Genomic DNA, 25,055 nt, shown 5'->3' on the forward strand with positions numbered 1-25,055 from the left:
ACGCGGCGTCCTTGAGTTCTTCGCGAGCAAGCTCGCTCCTACAGGGGGGGAGGGTTATTTCAGGTGGTCGGTGAGGAACTTGAAGTATTGCTCGCGGATTTCAGGCAGCTCATTGGCCATGTGATGCCGCCCACGCGGCACCATCAGGACCTGCGGCTGATCGAACTTGCCGCGTAGCACCTGCAAGTTGTGCTGCCAATCCACCGTCATATCCTCCTCGCCCTGCACGATCAGTGGCCGCCGCGTGCTGCGCGGGGCAGCTTCGATGCGCTTGATCCAGCGCGCCAGCGCACCCACCCAAGCGGTAGGCAGTTGCCGGGGCTGCAAGGGGTCGGCCTCGAGGAACGGACGAAACGCCGGGTCGTTGCTGTTATCGCTGAAGCGCCGGGCGATGCCTTTGACGAACGGCTTGAGCAGGTAATAACTGAGCTGCGACCAGCCCCAGGCACGCGGCCGCACCAGCGGCGACAACAGGAAGGTCTGGCCTTGCGCCGGGCTGTCCGGGCCATGGTGGAGCAGATGGTCCACCACAATCGCCCCGCCGGTGCTTTGCCCGAACAGATGCCAGGGCTTGGGCAGTTGCAGCGCGTCGGCCTGTTCGAACAAGCCGTTCACCACCTGCTGGTACACCGCGAAGTCATCGATGCTGGCCCGCGCGCCACTGGACAGGCCATGGCCCGGCAAGTCGCAGGCAATCACCACGAAGCCCTGGTCCAGACCCCACTCCACCACGCTGCGGTACAGCCCCATGTGGTCGTAGAAACCGTGGAACATAAACAGTGTGGCCACCGGTTTCGCCGGCCACCAGACCTGGCTGACCACCGTAAACCCGTCCACCTCGAAGCGCCCCAGGCGACTGATCACTGGCTCTTTGCGCGCAGCCAGGTCCAGCCCATAGAAGCGCTGGTAGACCCTGGCCTCGGCCGAAAGCGGTTGCGCGTCCACCAGGGGCCGCAAGCTTTCGCGCAGATGATCGGGGTCAAAGGTAACGGGCATAAGAACTTCCAGACTAGGGCTTCACAGCATTGAACAGATGAATATCGAGTCGCGATATTCATCTGTCAGGGCAAGCATGGCAAGCTACGCCACCGTCGAGGATTGTTCTGAATGCGAAAACCCTACCGCACTGCCCTGCTCGCCAGCCTGATCATGCTGATCTGCGCCGCCGTGCTGTGGGCCGCGTATGACTGGTTCCAGGGTCGCTATCTGCGGGCATTCAGCGAGCATACGGCGGTGTTTTCCGGCGACCTGCTGCGCCTGCCGGACGACCTGGCAGGCCCCGGCCCGATCCGCCTGGTGCACTTCTGGGACCCGGCGTGCCCGTGCAATGTCGGCAACCAACAGCACCTGAGTGAACTGATCGAGCAATACGCGCCCCAGGGCGTGGAATTCTATGCCCTGCAAAAAACCGGCAGCCACGGCCAATTGCCCGCAACCCTTGGCGCCATGAAAATCCTCACCACCTTGCCCGGCGCCGACCAAGTACCCGCCAGCCCGGCGGTGGGCATCTGGGACAGCAATGGCAAACTGGCGTACTTCGGCCCTTACAGTGAAGGCCTGACCTGTAATTCGAGCAACAGCTTTATCGAACCGATCCTGCAAGCGCTCAAGAGCGGGCGGGCGGTGAATGCGACCCACACCCTGGCGGTGGGCTGCTATTGTTCCTGGCCACAAGGCTAAAAGTCCCACTTCTAATAATAAGGATTGTTCATGAAGCGCGTCTTGTCGGGTCTCGCGGCCCTGCTGGTGTTGATCGCCCTCGGGGCCGGCTGGTATGTCTACAGCAAGCAACCCACCCGCCAGGGCACGGTGGAGCTGGCCAACCTGCAGGGCTCGGTCACGGTGCGCTACGACGACCGGGGCGTGCCGCACATCCGCGCCGAGAACGAGGCCGACCTGTATCGCGCCCTGGGTTATGTGCACGCCCAGGACCGTCTATTCCAGATGGAGATCATGCGGCGCTTGGCCCAAGGCGAGTTGGCCGAAGTGCTCGGCGTCAAGTTGCTGGATACCGACAAACTGTTCCGCAGCCTGCGCATCCGCGACCGCGCCACGACCTATGCAGCGCAGATGGACCGCCAGTCGCCGCACTGGAAGGCCTTGCAAGCCTATCTGGACGGGATCAACCAGTATCAGGACAGCCACGCCAGCCCCATGGAGTTCGACGTGCTGGGCATCCCCAAGCGGCCATTCACCGCCGAAGACACCATCAGCATCGCTGGCTACCTGGCCTACAGCTTTGCCGCAGCCTTTCGGACCGAGCCCTTGCTGACTTATGTGCGCGACCAACTGGGCAGCGACTACCTGAAGGTGTTTGACCTCGACTGGAAGCCCAAGGGCGACCTCGGCCTGGCCGCCGCCGACTGGCAAGGCTTGAGTGCCATCGCCCGCCTCAGCGAGCAGGCCCTGGCCGACAACGGCCTGCCGCAGTTCGAGGGCAGCAACGCCTGGGCCATCAGTGGCAACCGTACCAAGAGCGGCAAGCCGTTGCTGGCGGGCGACCCGCATATCCGCTTCTCGGTGCCGTCGGTGTGGTACGAGGCGCACTTGTCGGCGCCCGGTTTCGAACTCTACGGTTATCACAACGCTCTGGTCCCGGTGGCGTTCCTGGGCCACAACAAAGCGTTTGGCTGGAGCCTGACGATGTTCCAGAACGATGACCTCGACCTGATCGCCGAGAAGGTCAACCCGGATAACCCCAACCAGGTGCGCTACCACGACCAGTGGGTCGACATGACCACCAGCGAGCAACAGATCGCGGTCAAGGGCCAGGCACCGGTGACGCTGACGCTACGCCAGTCGCCCCACGGCCCGATCATCAACGACGTGCTCGGCGCCAATGCCGGCACCACGCCGATTGCCATCTGGTGGGCGTTCCTCGACACCGAAAACCCGATCCTCGACGGGTTCTACCAACTCAACCGCGCCGACACCCTGGCCAAGGCCCGTCAGGCCGTGGCCAAGGTACATGCACCGGGGCTGAATATCGTGTGGGCCAATGCCAAGGGCGATATCGGCTGGTGGGCCGCGGCGCAGTTGCCGATCCGCCCGGCCGGGGCCAATGCCGGGTTTATCCTCGACGGCAGCACGTCTCAGGCTGACAAGCTGGGCTTCTACCCGTTCAGCGCCAACCCCCAGGAAGAAAACCCGGCGCGGGGTTATGTGGTCTCAGCCAATGCCCAGCCGGTATCGCCTACTGGCATGCAGATCCCCGGCTATTACAACCTGGCGGACCGCGGCCAACAGTTGAACGCGCAGTTGAGCGACAACCAGGTCAAATGGGACCTGGACAACAGCCAGGCCCTGCAACTGGGCACCACCACCGCCTACGGGCCCCGCCTGTTGGCGCCGCTGTTGCCGGTGCTACGCGAGGTGGTCAAGGAGCCGTCCGAGCTCAAACTGGTGGAGCAGTTGGCAGGATGGAAAGGTGATTACCCGGTGGAGTCGATCCCGGCCACGTTGTTCAACCAGTTGCTGTATGACCTGACGGACGCCGCCTTCCGCCCCAAGCTAGGCGACGACATGTTCAAGACCCTGATCACCACCCGCGTGGTCGACGCCGCCCTGCCACGCCTGGCCGCCGCCGCCGATTCGCCGTGGTGGAACGGGCAGCGGGCCGAGACGGTCAAGCGCGCCTGGGACAAGAGCCTGGCCCACCTGAAAACCACCTTCGGCGATGACCCGGCGCAATGGCAATGGGGCAAGGCCCATACCCTGACCCATGGCCATCCGCTGGGCATCAAGAAGCCGCTGGACCAGATCGTCAATCTCGGCCCGTTTGCCTCACCGGGCAGCCACGAAGTGCCGAACAACCTGTCTGCAATCATTGGCCCGGCGCCATGGCCGGTGACTTATGGCCCGTCTACCCGGCGCCTGGTCGACTTCGCCGACGCCGCCCACGCACTGACCATCAACCCGGTGGGACAGAGCGGCGTACCTTTCGACAAGCACTATGCCGACCAGGCCGAGACCTACATCGAGGGCGGGTACGAGCAAGCGCATTTTGATGAAGAAGAGGTCCAGGCCAATACTCGCGGCACCCTCAAGCTATTGCCGGCCCGCCCCCCACAACAGCCCTGACGAAACATGGCTTAAAAAATGTGGGAGGGGCGGTGCGACGATTCGACTTGCTCGCGAATGCGTAGTGTCAGTCACCACATGTATAGACTGATCCACCGCATTCGCGAGCAAGCCCGCTCCCACACTTTAATCTCCCACAATTTTAATCTGTGTTACGCATCCGACCGGGGGCCTGGCCATACGCCTCCTTGAATTTCTTGCTGAACGCCGCCTGGGATTGATAACCCACCCGGGCGGCGATATCCGTCAGGCTCAACCGCGACTGCTGCAACAGGTTGAACGCCAGCTCCATGCGCAACTGGGTCAGCAGCACCCACGGCGATACGCCCGCCACTTTGACAAACGCGCGCATGAACGTGGCTCGGGACATCGACGCCGCGCCGGCCAGGCTGTCGATGGTCCAGTCATGCCCGGGCTCGGCCAGCATCGCCTGCCAGGCGCGGCCCAGGCGTTTGTCGGTGAGCAAGGCAAACGTCCCCGCCAGCGGGGCCTGTTGTGCCAGCCAGGTGCGCACCAGCAAGGTGAACAGGGCCACCGACAGCGCATCAATGAACGACCGCGCACCGAGCCGTTCGCTATCCGCTTCGCTGCGCATCAGGGCAATCAGGGCTGCCAGTTGCCCGTCGGCCTGCCATTGCCGGCTGGACACCACCAGATACGTCGGCAAGGCCGCGAACAGCAACGACTGGCGGTTGTAGTGAAAGCTGCCACAGAGCATCTCCACCTCCGGCTGATCGCCACCCAGGCGATGCACCGTGAGGACACCGTCGTCGATCACCCTGGGCAACATCGCCGGCACCGTCGCGCCCTGGCTACGCAACAGGTGAGTCGCGCCGCCGGGCAACAGCAGGATGTCGCCCTCCTCCAGGGTCACTCGTTGCCCACCCGAAAGTTCGGCGCGGCAAGTGCCACTGACCACAATGTGATACGGCGCCACGCCCAGGGCCTCGGGCGCATGGTCCAGGGCCCAGTCGCCCTGGAACTGGCAACGTACATCGAGGTTGCCGCGCAGGTTGGCCAGGGTGATCAGGGTGTCGATAGCGTTCATTTGCGAATATCGGTCAAAAAGTTGAGCGGATCGAACAATACCGCCAAACCCGAACGGCACACACTGGCTTAACACCCAACCCGTTCAGGAGTCGTCGCAATGTTCAATAACTGGTCCGACTTGCTGCCTACCGTGAAGAAAGCCTTTGGCACACTGGGCAAGAGCAACCCGAAGATGGTCAAAGCCTACATGGCGCTTGGCGAAGCCGCCGAGGAAAACAACGTCCTGGATGCCAAGACCCGCGAACTGATCTCGATTGCAGTGGCGATCACCACTCGCTGCGACGGTTGTATCGGCGTACATGCCGACGCCGCGATCAAGGCCGGCGCCACCCGCGAAGAAGTCGCCGCAACGCTGGCCACTGCCATCTCACTGAATGCCGGCGCCGCCTACATCTACTCGCTGCGCGCGCTGGAAGCCTACGACACGCTTAAACCGGCGCCGCAAAGTTGAGCCGAAACTGCTGCGGCGTCACGCCCAGCCGGCGGTTGAACACACTGCGCAGGTGCTGGGCATCGCGAAAGCCGCATTGATAGGCCACGGTCTTGAGCGGCGCGCTGCTGGTTTCGAGCATCACCCGCGCCGCATCCACCCGCGCCCGCTCGACAAATTCCGCCGGGGTGATCCGCGCCTCCCGGGCAAATACCCGCGAAAAGTTGCGCGCACTCATGTTGGCCGCGCGGGCCAGGTCGGCAATGCCCAGGTCACCGGTCAGGTTCGCCAGCACGTACAACTGCACCTGCGCCACGGCCGATGAAGATTCGGCATGGGGCGTCAGGAACGGGCTGAACTGGGACTGCCCGCCGCTGCGCTGGGTAAACACCACCAGGCGCTTGGCCACGCTCAACGCCACTTCCGGCCCGTGGTCCTGGGCCAGCAGGTACAACGACAGATCGATGCCCGCCGTGACCCCGGCCGAGGTGTAGAGGTTGGCGTCTTGCACGTACAGGCGGTCGGCGTCGACCCGGGTCGAGGGGCACAGTCGCGCCAGATCCGCCGCGTCGCCCCAGTGCGTGGTGACCGTGCGCCCCTCCAGCAAACCGGCACGCGCGAGCATGAACGCGCCATTGCAGATCGAGCCAAAACGCCGAGCCCTGGCACTGGCGCCCTGCAGCCACTGATTGAACCCCGGGCCGAAATCCTCGAAGGGCAACTGCGGGCCACCGGCTACCAGCAACAGGTCATAGGCTTGCAATGCCTCGCTGTAGTGGATGTGGGCCTGCAATGACAGGCCGTTGGAACAGGCGATCTGGCCCTGGACCTGGCCGATGACTTCGAGCTGGTAATGATCCGCAGGTGCCAGGAAGCGATTGGCCTCGCAGAACACGTCCATGGGACCGGTCACATCCAGTGACTGGACGCCAGGGAAGATCAGGATCGCGACGGTTTTGTGCATGGATGGCACACCTTTCTACCGGAATAAACGAAGAAACAAATGTGGGAGCGGGCTTGCTCGCGAAAGCGGTGGATCAGTCTATACATCTGGTGACTGACACTGCGCATTCGCGAGCAAGCCCGCTCCCACATTTGGATTGTTGCAGGCTTCAAGGGATAGCAGTGCCTGCTACACCCTAGCCGATTTCACGTGGCACGATGTGACCGCACATTGGCCGGGATCGCATCCTCACCCCGATGGCCCTCGCGCACAGGCGCGTCCAGACTGCACTCATCAGCGCCAACCCGGCGCCCTCGTGAGGAGCATGACCATGAGTACCACCATCGCCGGCATCAAAATCCCCGACAGTGCCCTGGCCAAGGCTACCACCGAATACATCCGCGACATTGAATCCGACCTGCTCTACCACCACTCCCGTCGCGTCTTCCTGTTTGGCGCCCTGAGCGGCGAGCGCAAGCAATTGACCTACAACCCGGAGCTGCTCTACGTCGGCGCTATGTTCCATGACCTGGGCCTGGTGGCAGGCCATCGCAGCGACAACGAGCGTTTTGAAGTGGACGGCGCCAATGCTGCCGCCGCCTTTCTCAAGCCCTATGGTTTAAGCGACGACGATATCGAGCAAGTGTGGCTGTCCATTGCCCTGCACACCACGCCGGGGGTACCTCAGCACCTGCGCCCTACCGTCGCCCTGGTGACCGCTGGCGTGGAGATGGATGTGCTGGGCATGGACTACGCCGCGTTTACCCACGTGCAGCGCGAGGCAGTGGTGCATGCGCATCCACGGGGCGAAGGGTTCAAGGAATGCATCATCTGCGCGTTTGCCGACGGCTTGCGCCATCGCCCGCAGACCACGTTTGGCAACGTGAAGACCGATGTGTTGGTGGATCAGGAGCCGGGGTTCAAGCCGCTGAACTTTGTCGAGGTGATTCGCCAGTCGCCGTGGACTGCCTAATCAACTTGAAATGCAATCAAATGTGGGAGCTGGCTTGCCTGCTCCCACATTTTGACCGAGTACCGGGCTTTAGACCGGTGCTGGCGCCCGGCGTACATCCGGCTGTTTCCAGCCATCCGCTGCCGCTTCTTCGATGGCTTGCTGGATCGCCTTCTTGCGCCGCTCTTCAGCGCGACGGCTGAAGTACCACACCAGGAATGTCACCAGCGACACCGCCAGCAGGATCAGGCTGGCCACGGCGTTGATCTCGGGTTTGACCCCAAGGCGCACCGCCGAGAACACTTCCATCGGCAAGGTAGTCGAGCCCGGGCCCGAGACGAAGCTGGCAAGTACCAGGTCATCCAGGGACAACGCGAACGACATCATGCCGCCCGCCGCCAACGACGGCGCGATCATCGGGATGGTGATCAGGAAGAACACCTTCCACGGCCGCGCACCGAGGTCCATGGCCGCTTCTTCGATCGACAGGTCCAACTCACGCAGGCGCGCCGACACCACCACCGCCACATACGCCGCACAGAACGTGGTGTGGGCGATCCAGATGGTGACAATGCCACGCTCCTGGGGCCAACCGATCATCTGCGCCATGGCCACGAACAGCAGCAACAGCGACAGACCGGTGATCACTTCCGGCATCACCAGCGGCGCCGTCACCAGGCCGCCGAACAGCGTGCGGCCCTTGAATTGGCTGATACGGGTCAGCACAAACGCCGCCAACGTACCCAGCGCCACCGCCGCCACCGCCGTGTAGCAGGCGATTTCCAGGGAGCGCGCCACCGAGCCCATCAACTGGGTGTTGTCCAGCAGGCCCACGTACCACTTGATCGACCAACCGCCCCACACCGTCACCAGTTTCGATTCGTTGAACGAATAGATCACCAGGATCAGCATCGGCAGGTAGATGAACAGCAGCCCTACGACCAGCATGAAGCTGGAGAAACTGAAGCGCTTCATACCTTGCCCTCCATCTCTTTGGCTTGGCTGCGGTTAAACAGAATGATGGGCACGATCAGGATCGCCAGCATCACCACCGCCAGGGCAGAAGCTACCGGCCAGTCGCGGTTGTTGAAGAACTCTTGCCACAACACTTTACCGATCATCAGGGTTTCCGGGCCGCCCAGCAGTTCCGGGATCACGAACTCGCCCACCACCGGGATGAACACCAGCATGCAGCCGGCGATGATGCCGTTCTTGGACAGCGGTACGGTGATTTTCCAGAAGCTGTTGAAGGTGCTCGAACCCAGGTCCGATGCCGCTTCCAGCAGGCTCTGATCATGTTTGACCAGGTTGGCGTACAGCGGCAGGATCATGAACGGCAGGTACGAATAGACCACGCCGATATACACCGCAATGTTGGTGTTGAGGATCTGCAACGGTTCGTTGATCAACCCCATGGACATCAAAAAGCCATTGAGCAAGCCGTTGTTGCTGAGGATGCCCATCCACGCATACACGCGGATCAGGATCGCGGTCCAGGTCGGCATCATGATCAGCAGCACCAGCACGGTCTGCATCTCTTTGCGCGCACTGGCGATGGCGTAGGCCATCGGGTAGCCGATCAGCAGGCACAAGGCCGTGCTGAAAAACGCCATCTTCAACGAGCCCAGGTAGGCGGCGATGTACAGCTCGTCGCCGGCCAGCAGGCTGTAGTTGGCCAGGTTGAGCACCACCTCCAGCTTCTGCTCGATGTAGGTGTAGATCTCGGTGTAGGGCGGGATCGCCACGTCGGCTTCGGCAAAGCTGATCTTCAGGACGATGAAGAACGGCAGCATGAAGAACAGGAACAGCCACAGGAACGGAATCCCGATGACCACCTGCTTGCCGCTGGGAATTATTCGGTGCAGTCGCCGTTTGAATTTCTTCATGTTCATGAGCGAAGTACCACGCCGCTGTCGTCTTCCCACCACACGTAGACCTGGTCACCCCAGGTCGGCCGCGCGCCACGGCGTTCGGCGTTGGCAACGAAGGACTGCACCAGCTTGCCGCTCGGCAGTTCGACGTAGAACACCGAGTGGCCGCCCAGGTAGGCAATGTCATGCACCTTGCCGCTGGACCAGTTGTGCTCGCAGGTCGGCATTTCGGTGGTGACCAGTAGTTTTTCCGGGCGGATGGCGTAGGTCACCGACTTGTCTTCCACCGACGTGGCGATGCCATAGCCCACGTAGATATCGCGGTCCAGGTCGGCGCACTTGAGCACCGCGTGGCCTTCGGCGTCATCCACCACCACGGTGTCGAAGATGTTGACGTTGCCGATGAACTCGCACACCAGGCGGCTGGTGGGGGTTTCGTAGATATCGATCGGGCTGCCGATCTGCGCGATCCAGCCCAGGTGCATGATCGCGATGCGCTCGGCCATGGTCATGGCCTCTTCCTGGTCGTGGGTCACCATCACGCAGGTCACGCCGACGCGCTCGATGATCTCCACCAACTCCAGTTGCATCTGCGAACGCAGCTTCTTGTCCAGGGCGCCCATCGGCTCATCGAGCAACAGCAGTTTCGGGCGTTTGGCCAAGGACCGGGCCAGGGCCACGCGCTGACGCTGGCCGCCCGACAGCTGGTGCGGCTTGCGCTTGGCGTACTGGCTCATCTGCACCAGCTTGAGCATCTCGGCCACGCGGGCCTCGACCTCGGCCTTGGGGATCTTGTCCTGTTGCAGGCCGAAGGCGATGTTCTGCGCCACGGTCATGTGTGGGAACAAGGCGTAGGACTGGAACATCATGTTGATCGGCCGCTCGTAGGGCGGCATGTCGGTGATATCCACACCGTCGAGGAAAATCCGCCCTTCGGTCGGGCGCTCGAAACCTGCGAGCATGCGCAGCAAGGTGGACTTGCCCGAACCCGAACCGCCGAGCAAGGCAAAGATCTCGCCTTTCTTGATTTCCAGGGACACATCGTCCACGGCAATCGTCTCGTCGAACTTCTTCGTGACCCGGTCGATTTTGACCAACACCTTTTTCGGTGTCTGGTCGCCCTCGAGGGCTTTCTTATAGGCGCCGGAGGCAACTGCCATTTACGAAACTCCCAGAAAAAAAGAGTGCAGAACGTCCAATACGGACGAACGTTGGATAGTTTTAGCCTTACTTGCCCGTCTTGACCTTGGTCCAGCTACGGGTCATCAAGCGTTGCACTTTCGGGGGTAGCTCGAAGTTGACAAACGTCCGGTCGAGAACCGCCTGCGGTGGATAAACCGCTTCGTCGGTGCGTATCGATTGCTCCATCAGCGTGTCCGCCCCTGGGTTAGGGTTGGCGTAGCCGACGTAATCACTGACCTGAGCGATCACTTCAGGTTGCAGTAGATAGTTGATGAAGGCGTGGGCCTCTTTGACGTTGGTCGAGTCCTTGGGGATCGCCAGCACGTCAAACCACAGATTGCCGCCTTCCTTGGGAATCGCGTAGGCGATGTTCACGCCCTTGCCAGCCTCGGCCGCCCGGGCCTTGGCCTGGAACACATCGCCGGAGAAGCCCGCAGCCACGCAGATATTGCCGTTGGCCAGGTCCGAGATGTATTTGGATGAGTGGAAGTAGGTCACGTAGGGCCGCACTTTCAGGAGTTTTTCCTCGGCCTTTTTATAGTCAGCCGGGTTGGTGCTGTTCGGGTCCAGGCCCATGTAGTTGAGCACCGCCGGGAGCATTTCATCGGCCGAGTCCATGAAGGACACACCGCAGCTGGCCAGCTTCTTCATGTTTTGTGGCTCGAACAGCACGGCCCACGAGTCGATCTTGTCGACGCCCAGCACTTCCTTCACTTTATCGACGTTGTAGCCAATGCCGTTGGTGCCCCACAGGTACGGCACCGCGTATTGGTTGCCCGGGTCGTTCTTTTCCAGGCGCTTGAGCAGCGCCGGGTCGAGATTGGCGTAGTTGCCGAGCAACGACTTGTCGATCTTCTGGAACGCGCCCGCCTTGATCTGCTTGCCCAGGAAGTGGTTGGACGGCACCACCACGTCATACCCGGTACGCCCGGCCAGCAACTTGCCTTCCAGGGTTTCGTTGGAATCGAACACGTCGTAGACCGGCTTGATGCCGGTGGCCTTTTCAAAGTTGGCCAGGGTGTCGGGGCCGATGTAGTCCGACCAGTTATAAACATGCACGGTGGAAGCTGCCTGCACGCTGACTGCCAACGTGAGGCCCGCCCCTACCAGCAAGGCTTTGCGAAATAAAGAAATTGGCAAGTGGAGGTCCTCTTAAATAGTTGGGCCCGAAGTTGTTGCCCGGCAACAAAACCGGCGCGCAACTTACCCTCGATAAACCGATCCGGCAAAACTTTCTGTCATTTAATTTGTGGGAGCGGGCCTGGGTGGGAGCGGGCTTGCTCGCGAAGGGGGCGTGTCAGCCAGCATTTATATCTACTGATACACCGCTTTCGCGAGCAAGCCCGCTCCCACACAAGCTCGCTCCTACAGGTTCGTGCTTATTTACCCGACTTGATCTTGGTCCAGCTGCGCGTCAGCAGACGCTGGGTCGCGGCTGGCAGATCGCTGATTGCATACAGCTTGGCCTTCACATCATCCGACGGATAGATGCTCGGATCGCCCGAGATATCCTTGTTCACCAGCGGCGTGGCGGCCTTGTTACCGTTCGGGAAACGTACGCTGTTAGTGATTGCCGCCATGACTTCAGGCTTCATCAGGTAGTTCATGAACTGGTAGGCTGCGTCCAGGTTCTCGGCATCTTTAGGGATAGCGACCATGTCGTAGAAGCTGCCTGCGCCTTCCTTGGGAATGGCATAGGAAACCTTGACCTTGCCGCCGGCTTCAGCCGCGCGGGACTTGGATTGTTCCAGGTCACCCGAATAACCCACGGCTACGCAGATGTTGCCGTTGGCCAGGTCCGAGATGTACTTGGAGGAGTGGAAGTAGCCCACCGAAGGACGGATCTTGAGGAACAGTGCTTCGGCTTCAGCCAGTTGCTTCTTGTCCTGGCTGTCGGTCGGGTAACCCAGGTAGTGCAGGGCCACCGGGATCATTTCGGTTGGCGAGTCGAGGAAGCTCACGCCACAGCTTTTGAGTTTCTCGATGTTCTCGGGCTTGAACAGCACGTCCCACGAGTCGATCTTGTCTACGCCCAGCGCAGCCTTGACCTTGTCCGGGTTGTAGCCGATGCCGATGGTGCCCCACATGTACGGGAATGCGTGCAGGTTGCCTTTGTCACTGGCATCGCCCACGGCCTTGAGCAGGTCGGTATCGAGGTTTTTCCAGTTTGGCAGCTTGGACTTGTCCAGCTCCTGGTACACACCGGCCTTGATCTGCTTGGCCAGGAAGTTGTTCGACGGCACAACCACGTCGTAACCGGACTTGCCCGCCAACAGCTTGGCTTCCAGGGTTTCGTTGCTGTCGAAAACGTCGTACACCACTTTGATGCCGGACTCTTTCTCAAAGTTGGCAATGGTGTCCGGTGCAATGTAGTCGGACCAGTTATAGACATGCAGTACTTTGCTGTCCGCCTGGGCCGCGCCCGCCATCACGCCCATCAGGGACAAGGCCAGGAGGGTCTTGCCAGCGTTCTTCAAACCTAATGCCTTCATTCGGTCATGCTCCAATTTTTTCTTTTTTGGGCCACATTTTTCTACGTTTCATGGCCCGTCGAAGGGCAACAAAACAGGGCGACAGTCTGGCAAGTTCAGGGGCCGGCTTTCAACCAAAGCCCCGCATTTATCATTGCCCGAATGCAACAGCCGCAAGCCGCTGCATTCTGAGCCTAGCACTTAGCCCTGCAATGCCGCCAAAGTCAGGTCCAGGCACTGGCGAGCCTTGGTCACCAGCTCGTCAATCTCGGCCTTGCTGATCACCAGCGGCGGCGAAATGATCATGGTGTCGCCCACGGCGCGCATGATCAGGCCATTCTCGAAGCAGAAGGTGCGGCAGATCATGCCCACGCCCTTGCCTTCGTAACGCTTGCGCGTGGCCTTGTCCTGCACCAGCTCGATCGCACCCAACATGCCGACACCACGGACTTCGCCCACCAACGGATGATCCGCCAGCTCGCGTAGACGCTTTTGCAAATACGGTGCCGTTTCGTCATGTACACGGCTGACAATTTTCTCATCGCGCATGATGCGGATGTTTTCCAGGGCCACCGCAGCCGCCACCGGGTGCCCGGAGTAGGTGAAGCCGTGGTTGAAATCGCCACCTTCGTTGAGCACTGCCACCACTTCGTCGCGCACGATCAGGCCGCCCATGGGGATGTAGCCCGAGGTCAGGCCCTTGGCGATGGTCATCATGTCCGGCTTGAGATCGTAGAAATCGCTACCGAACCACTCACCGGTACGGCCGAAGCCGCAGATCACTTCGTCGGCGACAAACAGGATGTCGTACTTGGCGAGGATTTCCTTGATGCGCGGCCAGTAGGTCGCTGGCGGCACAATCACGCCACCGGCGCCCTGGATCGGCTCGGCAATAAAGGCACCGACGTTGTCCACGCCGACTTCCAGAATCTTCTCTTCCAGTTGGTTGGCCGCCCAGATCCCGAACTCTTCGGGGCTCATGTCGCCGCCTTCGCCGAACCAGTACGGCTGCGCGATATGCACGATGCCCGGGATCGGCAAGTCGCCCTGCTCGTGCATATAGGTCATGCCGCCCAGGCTCGCGCCGGCCACCGTGGAGCCGTGATAACCGTTCTTGCGGCTGATGATGGTTTTCTTGTTTGGCTGGCCCTTGATCGCCCAGTAGTGGCGGACCATGCGCAACATGGTGTCGTTGCCTTCGGAGCCGGAACCGGTGAAGAACACATGGTTCATGCCGGCGGGGGCGATATCGGCGATGGCCTTGGCCAATTCCAGCACCGGCGGGTGGGCGGTCTGGAAGAACAGGTTGTAGTAAGGCAGTTGTTTCATCTGCTTGGCGGCGGCGTCAGCCAGCTCGTCGCGGCCATAACCGATGGCCACGCACCACAGGCCGGCCATGCCGTCGAGGATCTTGTTGCCTTCGCTGTCCCACAGGTACACGCCCTTGGCGTTGGTGATGATGCGCGGGCCTTTCTCTTTCAACTGCTTGAAGTCGCTGAACGGTGCCAGGTGATGCTCGTTGCTCAGGGCTTGCCATTCACGGGTTTGCGGGTTGTTGCTGGACATACCAATCTCCAATAGGTAGGTGAAGGTGCGGCGTATCCCGGCCGCACCCGGCGCATCAGACGGCGAAGAGCAGGAATTCCCGCTCCCACGAACTGATCACGCGCTTGAAGTTTTCATGCTCGGCCCGCTTGACCGCGACGTAGCCAGTGATGAATTTGTGACCCAGGTATTTCTCGATGGTCTTGCTGTTTTCCATGCGTTCCAGCGCGTCTTCGATGGTCAACGGCAGGCGCAGGTTGCGCCGCTCGTAACCACGCCCCACAACAGGCGCGCTTGGGCTGATGCCTTCGACCATGCCGATATAGCCACACAGCAGGCTGGCGGCGATCGCCAGGTACGGGTTGGCATCGGCGCCCGGCAGGCGGTTTTCCACCCGACGGTTCTGCGGGCCGGCATCCGGTACGCGCAGGCCGACGGTGCGGTTTTCTTCGCCCCACTCCACGTTCACCGGCGCCGAGGTGTCGGGCAGGAAGCGGCGGAACGAGTTGACGTTGGGCGCGAACAGCGGCAGCAGCTCGGGGATGAACTTCTGCAGGCCGCCGATGTGGTGCAGGAACAGCTCGCTCTTGGAACCGTCCTCATTGGAGAACACGTTCTTGCCGGTGGCGATGTCGATGATGCTCTGGTGCAGGTGCATGGCGCTGCCCGGCTCACCGGTCATGGGCTTGGCCATGAAGGTGGCGGCCACGTTGTGCTTGAGCGCGGCTTCACGCATGGTGCGCTTGAACACCAGGATCTGGTCGGCCAGGGACAGGGCATCGCCGTGACGGAAGTTGATTTCCATCTGCGCCGTGCCGTCCTCGTGGATCAGGGTGTCGAGGTCCAGCTCTTGCAGCTCGCACCAGTCATAGACGTCTTCGAACAACGGGTCGAATTCGTTGGCCGCTTCTATAGAGAAGGACTGGCGACCGGTTTCCGGGCGGCCAGAGCGGCCAATCGGCGGTTGCAGCGGGAAGTCCGGGTCTTCGCAGCGCTTGGTCAGGTAGAACTCCATCTCCGGCGCCACGATGGGCTGCCAGCCTTTGTCGGCGTAGAGCTTGAGGACTTTCTTGAGCACGTTGCGCGGCGACAGCTCGATCGGGTTGCCTTGCTTGTCGTAGGTGTCGTGGATCACCTGGGCGGTGGGCTCGATGGCCCAGGGCACGAGGAACACGGCGTTCTGGTCGGGGCGGCAGATCATGTCGATGTCGGCCGGGTCGAGCAGTTCGTAATAGATGTCGTCTTCGACATAGTCGCCGGTCACGGTCTGCAACAGAACGCTCTCGGGCAGGCGCATGCCTTTTTCGGCGATGAACTTGTTGGTCGGCGAGATCTTGCCCCGGGTGATCCCCGTGAGGTCGCCAATCATGCATTCGACTTCTGTGATCTTGTGGTCTTTCAACCAATCGGTGAGCTGGTCGAGGTTGTTACTCATAAATGCCTCTGGGCTGGGTTTCCTGACATCCATTAAAGGTCAGGCGTTGTTTGACGCGTGCGCGTCTCTTTGTTTCGCCCGCGTTCGGCAGGCATCGCCAAATGCCTGGAAGATCGCGAGGTAGTACGGGTTGGAGCTTACCTGCCATTCAGGGTGCCATTGCACTCCTAATGCAAAAGCGTCTGCAAAAGCCTTGCCCTGTTTGAGCGAAAAAGCCTCGATCAGGCCGTCCGGTGCGCTCGCTTCGACCTGCAGGCCGGGCGCCAGGCGGTCAACGCCCTGGCTGTGGATCGAGTTGACCTGGATCGTGTCCGGCAAGCCCAGGCTCGCCAATACACCACCCGGGCTGATCGCCACGGCGTGCGCCGGGCCGTACTGGACTTCCAGCGGCTGGGTATCGTCTTCGCGGTGGTCGAGCATACCCGGCAACTCATGAACCTTCTGGTGCAGGCTGCCGCCCAGGGCCACGTTCATTTCCTGGAAGCCCCGGCAGATCCCCAGCACCGGCACGCCTGCGGCAATCGCGGCGCGAATCAGCGCCAGGGTGCTCTGGTCACGGGCAGGATCATGGGCAGTCCCTGGCGCGCTGGCCGGACCGTCATAATGATGGGGTTCGATATTGGAAGGGGAGCCGGTAAAGAGAATGCCGTCCAGACCGTCAAGAATATTGGCCGGTTCGAACAGGTCCGCCAGGGACGGAATAATCAATGGCAGGCCCTTGGCAGCGATGGCCACGGCGCGGACGTATTTGTCGCCACTGATGTGATAAGCATGCAGACCAACCTGTTTGGAGCAGGCGGTGACGCCGATTAACGGCAGGCCAGACATGAAGCACCCCGGTATTATTGCTGTTATGGGTTTGAATCGAGCTTAGCCTTGTTCATTTTTTTACACAACACCCCCGTAAAAAATACAACACGGCCCGCTCAAGCCTGCCAGTCCCAAGCCGGGCAAACCGATAAAACTGCCCAAAAAAGCCGCAAAAAAGCCCTCAAGGCGCTTTTTTAGGGCAAAAAAGGCCTCGCTTGACTTCGGCATGCCGTTCGGGTTGACTGAAACCAGAAAAGATCAATGATTGATATTTTTAACAACAAAGGTGTTGCATCATGTCGGTACCCCCGCGTGCCGTTCAGCTTAACGAAGCGAACGCGTTCCTTAAGGATCATCCTGAGGTTCTGTACGTAGACCTTCTAATTGCGGATATGAATGGTGTGGTGCGCGGTAAGCGCATCGAACGCACCAGCCTCCACAAGGTTTACGAGAAAGGCATCAACTTGCCTGCCTCTTTATTTGCCCTGGATATCAATGGCTCGACGGTGGAAAGCACCGGCCTGGGTCTGGACATCGGTGATGCTGACCGAATCTGTTATCCAATCCCCGATACCCTGTGCAATGAACCCTGGCAAAAGCGCCCTACCGCGCAACTGCTGATGACCATGCACGAACTTGAAGGTGAACCTTTCTTCGCCGATCCGCGCGAAGTGCTCCGCCAAGTTGTAACCAAGTTTGACGATATGGGCCTGACCATCTGCGCAGCCTTCGAGCTTGAGTTCTACCTGATCGACCAGGAGAACGTGAACGGCCGCCCACAACCTCCCCGCTCGCCGATTTCCGGCAAACGCCCGCACTCGACACAGGTCTACCTGATCGACGACCTCGACGAATACGTCGACTGCCTCCAGGACATTCTGGAAGGTGCCAAAGAGCAAGGCATCCCGGCCGACGCCATCGTCAAGGAAAGTGCCCCGGCGCAGTTCGAAGTGAACCTGCACCACGTCGCCGACCCGATCAAGGCATGCGACTACGCGGTACTTCTCAAGCGTTTGATCAAGAACATTGCCTACGACCATGAGATGGACACCACCTTCATGGCCAAGCCTTACCCGGGCCAGGCAGGCAACGGTTTGCACGTGCATATTTCGATCCTGGACAAAGAAGGCAAGAACATCTTTGCCAGCGAGGATCCCGAGCAGAACGCCGCATTGCGTCACGCGATCGGCGGTGTGCTGGAGACCCTGCCTGCACAAATGGCTTTCCTGTGCCCCAACGTCAACTCCTACCGTCGTTTCGGCGCACAGTTCTACGTGCCGAACTCGCCGTGCTGGGGCCTGGACAACCGCACCGTGGCGATTCGCGTACCTACCGGCTCGTCCGACGCGGTACGTATCGAACACCGCGTGGCCGGCGCCGATGCCAACCCTTACCTGCTGATGGCTTCGGTCCTGGCGGGCGTGCACCACGGTCTGACCAACAAGATCGAACCTGGCGCACCGGTGGAAGGCAACAGCTACGAGCAGAACGAGCAAAGCCTGCCGAACAACCTGCGTGACGCACTGCGCGAGTTGGACGACAGCGAGGTGATGGCCAAGTACATCGATCCGAAATACATCGATATCTTCGTCGCCTGCAAGGAAAGCGAGCTGGAGGAGTTCGAACACTCCATCTCCGACCTTGAGTACAACTGGTACCTGCATACCGTGTAAACGGATTGTGGTGAGCGGGCTTGCCCCGCTCGCCACAAACAAGCCCTAGCCACAACAGGCCCACTCACCACAAACAAACCTGCTCCCCACAACAAGCCCTATCTGTACCGATATGGATCTCTGCGTACAATGCGCTCTGCCTTGTAGGAGACTTCCATGACCACCCGCCCCGCCGCCCCTCGCAAACCCCGCGCCCGCAGCCAGGCCCGGATCGACGCGATCCTCGACGCCGCCCGCACCTTGCTGGCAGCCGAAGGCGTGGCCAGCCTGTCGATCTACAGCGTGGCCGAACGGGCGCAGATTCCGCCGTCATCGGTGTATCACTTTTTCGCCAGCGTACCGGCCTTGCTCGAAGCACTGACGGCTGACGTACACGCCGCATTCCGCGCCGCGCTACAAGCCCCCATCGACCACGACAGCCTGCATCACTGGCGCGACCTGTCGCGCGTGGTGGAGTTGCGCATGCTGACCATCTACAGCAACGACGCCGCCGCCCGGCAATTGATCCTCGCACAGCACGGCCTCACCGAAGTGACCCAGGCCGACCGCCAGCATGACCTGGAGTTGGGGGACTTGATGCTGCAAGTGTTCAACCGCCACTTTGAAGTGCCGGTGCTGCCGGCAGATGTGGACGTGTTTGCCCTGGCGCTGGAGCTAAGCGACCGCGTTTACGCGCGCTCAGTGCATCAGCATGGGCAGATCACCCCGCGCATGGCGGAGGAAGGGATGCGGGTGTTTGATGCGTATGTGGGGCTTTATTTGCCGGTGTTTTTGCCTAAGCGATAAGGGTTGTGGTGACTGGGCCGGCCTTATCGCAGGCAAGCCAGCTCCCACACTTTGAATGCATTCGCATATCGAAATGTGGGAGCTGGCTTGCCTGCGATAGCGGTCTGAAGCCGATCACAGCTTGGCGATCGACACCTCGGTGGACTTCACAAACGCAATCACTTCACTGCCAATCACCAACTCCAGTTCTTTCACCGAGCGGGTGGTGATCACGGAGGTGACGATGCCGGACGCGGTCTGCACGTCGATTTCCGACAGTACGTCGCCTTCGACGATTTCCTTGATGGTGCCTTTGAACTGGTTACGCACGTTGATCGCTTTGATAGTCATGGTGTTATTCCTTAAGGGACAAGTGAGTTATTGCGCCCAACGCAATTGCGTAGGCAACGGTGAAACAGGTTCCGGCTCCGGCGGCGTGCCGGGCAGTGACAGCACACGGTTGAGGACTTCGGTTTCCAGGGCCGCCAGGCGATGGGAGCCACGGGCCCGCGGGCGTGGCAGTTCCACATGCAGGTCGAGGCCGATTTCGCCGTCTTCGATCAGGATTACCCGGTCGGCAATGGCCACGGCTTCGCTGACGTCATGGGTCACCAGCAACACGGTAAAACCGTGCTTGCGCCACAGGTTTTCGATCAGTTGCTGCATCTCGATGCGGGTCAGGGCATCCAGTGCACCCAAGGGCTCATCCAGCAGCAACAGGCGCGGCTGGTGAATCAGGGCGCGGGCCAGGGCCACCCGTTGTTTCTGGCCACCGGACAACGCCGCCGGCCATTCATCGGCGCGCTCGGCCAGGCCGACCGCTTCCAGCGCCTCAAGCGCCTGGGGCCGCCAGTTGCCTTTTAGGCCCAGGCCGACGTTATCGATGATCTTTTTCCACGGCAGCAGGCGCGCTTCCTGGAACATCAGCCGCGTGTCTTCGAGCGCTTCGCTCAGGGGTGCAGAGCCTGCAAGCAACTCGCCACTGCTGGCGCTATCAAGGCCGGCCAGCAGGCGCAGCAAGGTACTTTTGCCACAGCCACTGCGGCCCACTACAGCCACGAACTGGCCCGCCGGGATGTGCAGGTCAATCTCGCGCAGGACTTCCCGCGCGCCGAACGCCTTGCGCAGCTTGCGCACCGCTAACGGAATGCCCCGCAGCAGGCGTGGAGGTTGTTGAGCGGTCATGCCGCACCTCCTTTGTGTACTTGATAGGCCGGATGCCAGCGCAGCCACACCCGCTCCAGGCCACGCGCCGCGAGGTCCGCCAATTTGCCGAGCACCGCGTACAGCACAATCGCCAGCACCACCACGTCGGTTTGCAGAAACTCCCGGGCATTCATCGCCAGGTAGCCGATACCGGAGCTGGCGGAAATGGTTTCCGCGACGATCAGCGTCAGCCACATAAAGCCCAGGGCAAAACGCACCCCCACCAGAATCGATGGCAACGCGCCCGGCAGGATCACCTGGCGAAACAGGCTGAACCCCGACAAGCCATAACTGCGTGCCATCTCCACCAGTGCCGGATCGACGTTGCGGATGCCGTGATAGGTGTTGAGGTAGATGGGGAACAGCGTGCCGAGGGCGACCAGGAAAATCTTCGCCGTCTCATCAATGCCGAACCACAAAATCACCAGCGGGATCAGCGCCAGGTGCGGCACGTTGCGAATCATCTGCACCGAGCTGTCCAGCAGGCGCTCGCCCCATTTCGACAGGCCGGTGATAAAACCCAGGGCCAGGCCAATGCCGCCGCCGATCACAAAACCCAGGCCCGCGCGCCAGCCGCTGATGGCCAGGTGGGTCCAGATCTCACCGCTACTGACCAGGTGCACGCCGGCCGCAATCACTGCGCTGGGGGCCGGCAAAATCCGGGTCGACAGCCAGCCCGCCGACACCGACAGCTGCCACACCGCCAGCAACAGGATCGGCAGTGCCCAAGGCGCCAGCCGATGCAGAATCCGTTGACTATTCATGACGGCGCCTCAGCTCTGCGACGCGGCTTTGGGAAGAATGTCGTTGGCCACCATCTCGCCAAACGGGCTGACGTAACCGGCACTTTTCGGCAGCTCGGGACGTTCGATATCCAGGTGCGGGAACAGCAACTCTGCAACCCGGTACGACTCTTCCAGGTGTGGATAACCGGAGAAAATAAAGGTGTCGATGCCCAGGTCCGCGTACTCCTTGACCCGCGCCGCCACGGTCGGCCCATCGCCCACCAGTGCCGTGCCGGCGCCGCCGCGTACCAGGCCAACGCCGGCCCACAGGTTGGGGCTGACTTCGAGGTTGTCGCGACTGCCACCATGCAAGGCGGCCATGCGCTGCTGGCCCACCGAATCAAAGCGCGACAGCGAGGCCTGGGCGCGTGCGATGGTGTCGTCGTCCAGATGGGAGATCAGTTTGTCGGCGGCTTTCCATGCCTCCTCGCTGGTTTCACGCACGATCACATGCAAGCGAATACCGAAGCGCACGGTGCGCCCAAGCTTGGCCGCCTTGACCCGTACCTGCTGGATTTTTTCCGCGACTGCCGCTGGTGGTTCGCCCCAGGTCAGGACCATTTCCACTTGTTCGGCTGCCAGGTCCTGGGCCGCTTCGGAAGAACCGCCGAAATACAACGGCGGGCGTGGCTGCTGGATCGGTGGGTAGAGCAACTTGGCGCCTTTGACGCTGATGTGCTGGCCGTCGTAATCCACGGTTTCGCCTTCCAGCACGCGCCGCCAGATACGGGTGAATTCCACCGAGGCCTGGTAGCGCTCCTCATGGCTGAGGAACAGGCCATCACCGGCCAGCTCTTCTGGATCACCACCGGTCACCAGGTTGAACAGCGCCCGTCCACCGGACAGCCGGTCCAGGGTCGCTGCCTGACGCGCCGCCACCGTCGGGGAAATGATCCCGGGGCGCAGGGCAACCAGAAATTTCAGACGCTGGGTCACCGGGATCAGCGAGGCGGCCACCAGCCACGAGTCTTCGCAAGAACGACCGGTGGGGATCAGTACCCCGCCAAAACCCAGGCGATCAGCGGCCTGGGCCACCTGCTGCAGATAACCGTGATCTACGGCGCGAGCGCCTTCGGCGGTGCCAAGGTAATGGCCGTCGCCGTGGGTGGGCAGGAACCAGAAAATATTGAGGCTCATGGAGTTGTCTCCTGAAGAAGTCGGATTACGGCGCTTTGGCAACGGTCGCAGGTGGCGTCCAGATCACGTCCTTGATGCTCAAGGGCTTGGGAATCAATTTGAGCTGGTAGAAGGTGTCAGCGATTTTCTGCTGCGCGGCGACCACTTCCGGGGTCAGGAACAGCGCGCCGTAGCCCTGGCGTTTGACCGAGGTCAGGGTGATGTCAGCCGGCAGGCCGAGCAGCGGCGCAACTTGTTCGGTGACTTCCTGGGGGTTGGCCTTGGACCATTCGCCTACGGCCCGCACTTCTTCCACCAGCGCCTTGATCACGTCCGGATGTTTTTCGGTATAGGGCTTGGTGGCCAGGTAGAACTGGTGGTTGTCGGCAATGCCGGTGGCGTCACGTAGGGTGCGGGCTTGCAGCTGTTGCTCGGCGGCCGCCTGGTACGGGTCCCAGATGACCCAGGCGTCGACACTCCCACGTTCGAAGGCGGCACGGGCGTCGGCGGGCGGCAGGAACACGGTCTGTACGTCGGTGTATTTCAGGCCGGCGTCTTCCAGGGCGCGCACCAGCAGGTAATGCACGTTGGAGCCTTTGTTGAGCACGACTTTCTTGCCCTTGAGCTCGGCCACCGATTTGATCGGCGAGTCCTTGGGTACCAGGATGGCCTCGCTGGTCGGCGCTGGCGGTTCGTAGGCGACGTAGAGCAGATCGGCACCGGCGGCCTGGGCGAACACCGGTGGGGTTTCGCCGGTGACGCCAAAGTCGATGGAGCCGACATTCAGCCCTTCGAGCAACTGCGGGCCACCGGGAAACTCGGTCCACTGCACGTTCACGCCCTGGTCGGCCAGGCGTTTTTCCAGGGTGCCCTTGGCTTTGAGCAGCACCAGGGTGCCGTATTTCTGATAACCGATCCGCAGAGTTTCAGCGGCCTGGGCTTGAACAATGGCGCCGAAGGACACAGCCGCAGCAAACAGTGCGACCAGGCCCCGACGCAAGATGATAGTGCGCATGGCGCTCTCCAAATTGACGATTAGGGTTGTGGCTGCACCTGCTTGGCCGTTGGCGGCTGAGTAAGGTGAGGGTTTTGTATTCGGGTGTGGCTTAGATGCTCCAGCGAGCACTCAACAAACGTTCATTCAACACATGGGGGTCTAGCGGTTGCGGGCGGCGGGCCATGGCGCTGTAGAACTGTTCCAGGGCTTCGCTCAAGCGTTGTTCAAGGATCGGCACCAGCTGCGCCTGGGCACTGCCTTCGCCGTAGGCGATCTGGCTGTCCTCGGCAAAAATCCCGTGCAGCAGCTCCTGGGCTTTGAGTGCCGACAGCACTGGCTTCAAGGCGTAGTCCACCGCCAGCATGTGGGCAATGCTGCCGCCGGTGGCCATGGGCAATACCACTTTGTGGGCCAGGGCGCGTTCCGGCAGCAGGTCGAGGACGGTTTTCAGCGCGCCGGAAAACGACGCCTTGTACACCGGCGTGGCAATCAGCAAACCATCGGCATTGGCCACCTGGGCCAGCAGGTCGAGGACCTTCGGGCTGTCGAAGCGGGCATACAACAAATCTTCGGCCGGGAAGTCCCGTACCTGATAACTCACCACTTCCACGCCTTGCTGCTGCAACCAGCGCCGGGAGTGATCCAGCAAGACCCCGGAGCGGGAACGCTGACTGGGACTGCCACCAAGTGTTACGACCAGCATCGGGAGTTTCCTTGAGCAAGTGTCGGCGGTTCGCGGTGCGGCGATGGCGCCAAGATGGAACAGACCTTATCAGCAGATTCATATATCTATAAATCTTATTTTTTCATTTGTTTATTCTTAAATTGCATATAAGAAAAATCATTTATAAGGCGAAAAAAAAGGCCGTCGAAACGGCCTGAAAACCCCTGCTATGTGAGCACTGAAATGCGATCAACCTGTGGGAGCGGGCTTGCTCGCGAATGCGGCGTATCAGTCAGCACATTTCTTGCTGATCCACCGCATTCGCGAGCAAGCCCGCTCCCACATTGGATTCAGGTTAACGATTAGGTTGTGGGGTCAGCCGCAGATACGGCTTGACCGCGCGATAGCCCTTGGGAAAGCGCTGCTTGATCTCATCCTCATCCTTGAGCGACGGCACGATCACCACTTCATCACCGTCCTGCCAGTTGGCCGGAGTGGCGACTTTGTAGTTGTCGGTCAGTTGCAACGAGTCGATGACCCGCAGGATTTCGTGGAAGTTGCGCCCGGTGCTGGCCGGGTAGGTGATGGTCAGGCGAATCTTTTTGTTCGGGTCGATCACGAACAGCGAACGCACGGTAAGGGTGTCGTTGCCATTGGGGTGGATCAGGTCGTAAAGGTCCGAGACCTTGCGGTCGGCATCGGCCAGGATCGGGAAGTTGACGAGGGTGTTCTGGGTTTCGTTGATGTCTTCGATCCACTTGTGGTGGGAGTCCACCGGGTCCACCGACAGGGCAATGGCCTTGACCCCACGCTTGGCGAACTCATCCTTGAGCTTGGCGGTGAAGCCCAGCTCGGTGGTGCACACCGGGGTGAAGTCCGCCGGGTGGGAAAACAGCACGCCCCAGCTATCGCCCAGCCACTCGTGGAAACGAATCTTGCCGGCGCTGGAATCCTGTTCAAAGTCGGGGGCGATATCGCCCAGTCTGAGGCTCATGGTGTGGCTCCTGATGAGTGCTTATGGAACCCACTGTGCCTGCGCCGATGAGATTTTAAAAAGAATAAATATCGATTTATTTAGAC

Annotated in this window: 24 protein-coding genes; 6 read left to right on the forward strand and 18 right to left on the reverse strand. The window is 60.9% G+C overall.

Annotation, left to right across the window (positions count from 1 at the left end; all coding sequences use genetic code 11):
- Positions 1-54: 54 nt before the first annotated feature.
- Positions 55-996: an alpha/beta hydrolase gene (locus BHC62_RS00800; protein WP_070993999.1), complete on the reverse strand. Its 942-nt coding sequence runs from the start codon at positions 994-996 to the stop codon at positions 55-57.
- A 111-nt stretch (positions 997-1,107) separates the two neighbouring features.
- Between BHC62_RS00800 and BHC62_RS00805 the strand changes: the two genes are divergently transcribed.
- On the forward strand, positions 1,108-1,680 hold the full coding sequence (locus BHC62_RS00805) for a DUF6436 domain-containing protein (protein WP_070994000.1): 573 nt from the start codon (positions 1,108-1,110) through the stop codon (positions 1,678-1,680).
- Between the two features lie 30 nt (positions 1,681-1,710).
- Entirely contained in the window at positions 1,711-4,080 is a 2,370-nt protein-coding gene (locus BHC62_RS00810; RefSeq protein WP_070994001.1) for a penicillin acylase family protein, read from the forward strand.
- 142 nt (positions 4,081-4,222) lie between these two features.
- Here BHC62_RS00810 and BHC62_RS00815 read toward each other — a convergent pair whose 3' ends face one another.
- Positions 4,223-5,128 carry an AraC family transcriptional regulator gene (locus BHC62_RS00815; RefSeq protein ID WP_070994002.1) on the reverse strand — a complete coding sequence of 302 codons (906 nt, stop codon included), beginning with the start codon at positions 5,126-5,128 and terminating at the stop codon, positions 4,223-4,225.
- Positions 5,129-5,227: 99 nt separating this feature from the next.
- Between BHC62_RS00815 and BHC62_RS00820 the strand changes: the two genes are divergently transcribed.
- Positions 5,228-5,581 (forward strand): carboxymuconolactone decarboxylase family protein, encoded by a 354-nt coding sequence (locus BHC62_RS00820; RefSeq protein WP_028618364.1) that lies wholly within the window; start codon positions 5,228-5,230, stop codon positions 5,579-5,581.
- Here the strand turns inward: BHC62_RS00820 and BHC62_RS00825 are convergent.
- Positions 5,559-6,524 (reverse strand): GlxA family transcriptional regulator, encoded by a 966-nt coding sequence (locus tag BHC62_RS00825; RefSeq protein WP_070994003.1) that lies wholly within the window; start codon positions 6,522-6,524, stop codon positions 5,559-5,561. The genes BHC62_RS00820 and BHC62_RS00825 overlap by 23 nt on opposite strands.
- A 310-nt stretch (positions 6,525-6,834) precedes the next feature.
- Here BHC62_RS00825 and BHC62_RS00830 point away from each other — a divergent pair, with 310 nt between their 5' ends.
- Positions 6,835-7,476: an HD domain-containing protein gene (locus BHC62_RS00830; RefSeq protein ID WP_070994004.1), complete on the forward strand. Its 642-nt coding sequence runs from the start codon at positions 6,835-6,837 to the stop codon at positions 7,474-7,476.
- A gap of 69 nt (positions 7,477-7,545) precedes the next feature.
- On the opposite strand, the gene BHC62_RS00835 is transcribed toward BHC62_RS00830, so the two are convergent.
- The 8 genes from BHC62_RS00835 to BHC62_RS00870 form a co-directional block, all read right to left on the reverse strand.
- A complete protein-coding gene (locus BHC62_RS00835; protein WP_029289445.1) occupies positions 7,546-8,430 on the reverse strand; it encodes an ABC transporter permease subunit in 885 nt (294 codons plus the stop codon).
- Complete coding sequence (locus BHC62_RS00840) at positions 8,427-9,347, reverse strand: ABC transporter permease subunit (protein ID WP_029289447.1); 921 nt, start codon at positions 9,345-9,347, stop codon at positions 8,427-8,429. The genes BHC62_RS00835 and BHC62_RS00840 overlap by 4 nt, the downstream gene beginning before the upstream one ends.
- Entirely contained in the window at positions 9,344-10,486 is a 1,143-nt protein-coding gene (locus tag BHC62_RS00845; protein WP_029289449.1) for an ABC transporter ATP-binding protein, read from the reverse strand. Before BHC62_RS00845 ends, BHC62_RS00840 begins: the two co-directional genes overlap by 4 nt.
- 67 nt (positions 10,487-10,553) lie before the next feature.
- On the reverse strand, positions 10,554-11,648 hold the full coding sequence (locus BHC62_RS00850; protein ID WP_029289451.1) for a polyamine ABC transporter substrate-binding protein: 1,095 nt from the start codon (positions 11,646-11,648) through the stop codon (positions 10,554-10,556).
- Between the two features lie 239 nt (positions 11,649-11,887).
- Entirely contained in the window at positions 11,888-12,985 is a 1,098-nt protein-coding gene (locus BHC62_RS00855) for a polyamine ABC transporter substrate-binding protein (RefSeq protein ID WP_029289453.1), read from the reverse strand.
- 195 nt (positions 12,986-13,180) lie between these two features.
- On the reverse strand, positions 13,181-14,545 hold the full coding sequence (locus BHC62_RS00860) for an aspartate aminotransferase family protein (RefSeq protein WP_029289455.1): 1,365 nt from the start codon (positions 14,543-14,545) through the stop codon (positions 13,181-13,183).
- Positions 14,546-14,600: 55 nt separating this feature from the next.
- The gene (locus BHC62_RS00865) at positions 14,601-15,959 is read right to left on the reverse strand and encodes a glutamine synthetase family protein (protein ID WP_029289457.1); all 1,359 of its coding nucleotides are present in this window, start codon (positions 15,957-15,959) and stop codon (positions 14,601-14,603) included.
- Between the two features lie 39 nt (positions 15,960-15,998).
- The gene (locus tag BHC62_RS00870; RefSeq protein ID WP_029289459.1) at positions 15,999-16,787 is read right to left on the reverse strand and encodes a gamma-glutamyl-gamma-aminobutyrate hydrolase family protein; all 789 of its coding nucleotides are present in this window, start codon (positions 16,785-16,787) and stop codon (positions 15,999-16,001) included.
- Positions 16,788-17,065: 278 nt separating this feature from the next.
- Here BHC62_RS00870 and BHC62_RS00875 point away from each other — a divergent pair, with 278 nt between their 5' ends.
- Entirely contained in the window at positions 17,066-18,442 is a 1,377-nt protein-coding gene (locus tag BHC62_RS00875) for a glutamine synthetase family protein (protein WP_029289461.1), read from the forward strand.
- Positions 18,443-18,598: 156 nt separating this feature from the next.
- Entirely contained in the window at positions 18,599-19,228 is a 630-nt protein-coding gene (locus BHC62_RS00880; RefSeq protein WP_029289463.1) for a TetR/AcrR family transcriptional regulator, read from the forward strand.
- A 114-nt stretch (positions 19,229-19,342) separates the two neighbouring features.
- On the opposite strand, the gene BHC62_RS00885 is transcribed toward BHC62_RS00880, so the two are convergent.
- The 7 genes from BHC62_RS00885 to BHC62_RS00915 form a co-directional block, all read right to left on the reverse strand.
- Positions 19,343-19,558 carry a molybdopterin-binding protein gene (locus BHC62_RS00885; RefSeq protein WP_003213899.1) on the reverse strand — a complete coding sequence of 72 codons (216 nt, stop codon included), beginning with the start codon at positions 19,556-19,558 and terminating at the stop codon, positions 19,343-19,345.
- A gap of 27 nt (positions 19,559-19,585) precedes the next feature.
- Positions 19,586-20,392, reverse strand: coding sequence for an aliphatic sulfonates ABC transporter ATP-binding protein (gene ssuB, locus BHC62_RS00890; protein ID WP_070994005.1), 807 nt, complete (start codon positions 20,390-20,392; stop codon positions 19,586-19,588).
- Complete coding sequence (gene ssuC, locus BHC62_RS00895) at positions 20,389-21,177, reverse strand: aliphatic sulfonate ABC transporter permease SsuC (RefSeq protein ID WP_029289469.1); 789 nt, start codon at positions 21,175-21,177, stop codon at positions 20,389-20,391. Before ssuC ends, ssuB begins: the two co-directional genes overlap by 4 nt.
- Before the next feature lie 9 nt (positions 21,178-21,186).
- Positions 21,187-22,335, reverse strand: coding sequence for an FMNH2-dependent alkanesulfonate monooxygenase (gene ssuD, locus BHC62_RS00900; protein WP_070994006.1), 1,149 nt, complete (start codon positions 22,333-22,335; stop codon positions 21,187-21,189).
- A gap of 25 nt (positions 22,336-22,360) precedes the next feature.
- Positions 22,361-23,329, reverse strand: coding sequence for a sulfonate ABC transporter substrate-binding protein (locus BHC62_RS00905; RefSeq protein ID WP_070994007.1), 969 nt, complete (start codon positions 23,327-23,329; stop codon positions 22,361-22,363).
- Positions 23,330-23,420: 91 nt separating this feature from the next.
- Positions 23,421-24,014: an NADPH-dependent FMN reductase gene (gene ssuE, locus BHC62_RS00910; protein ID WP_038444301.1), complete on the reverse strand. Its 594-nt coding sequence runs from the start codon at positions 24,012-24,014 to the stop codon at positions 23,421-23,423.
- Between the two features lie 316 nt (positions 24,015-24,330).
- Positions 24,331-24,969: a peroxiredoxin gene (locus tag BHC62_RS00915; protein WP_070994008.1), complete on the reverse strand. Its 639-nt coding sequence runs from the start codon at positions 24,967-24,969 to the stop codon at positions 24,331-24,333.
- Positions 24,970-25,055 lie beyond the last annotated feature (86 nt).

The organism is Pseudomonas sp. 06C 126 (genome assembly GCF_001855215.1).
In the GTDB taxonomy this organism is placed as follows: Bacteria; Pseudomonadota; Gammaproteobacteria; order Pseudomonadales; family Pseudomonadaceae; genus Aquipseudomonas; species Aquipseudomonas proteolytica.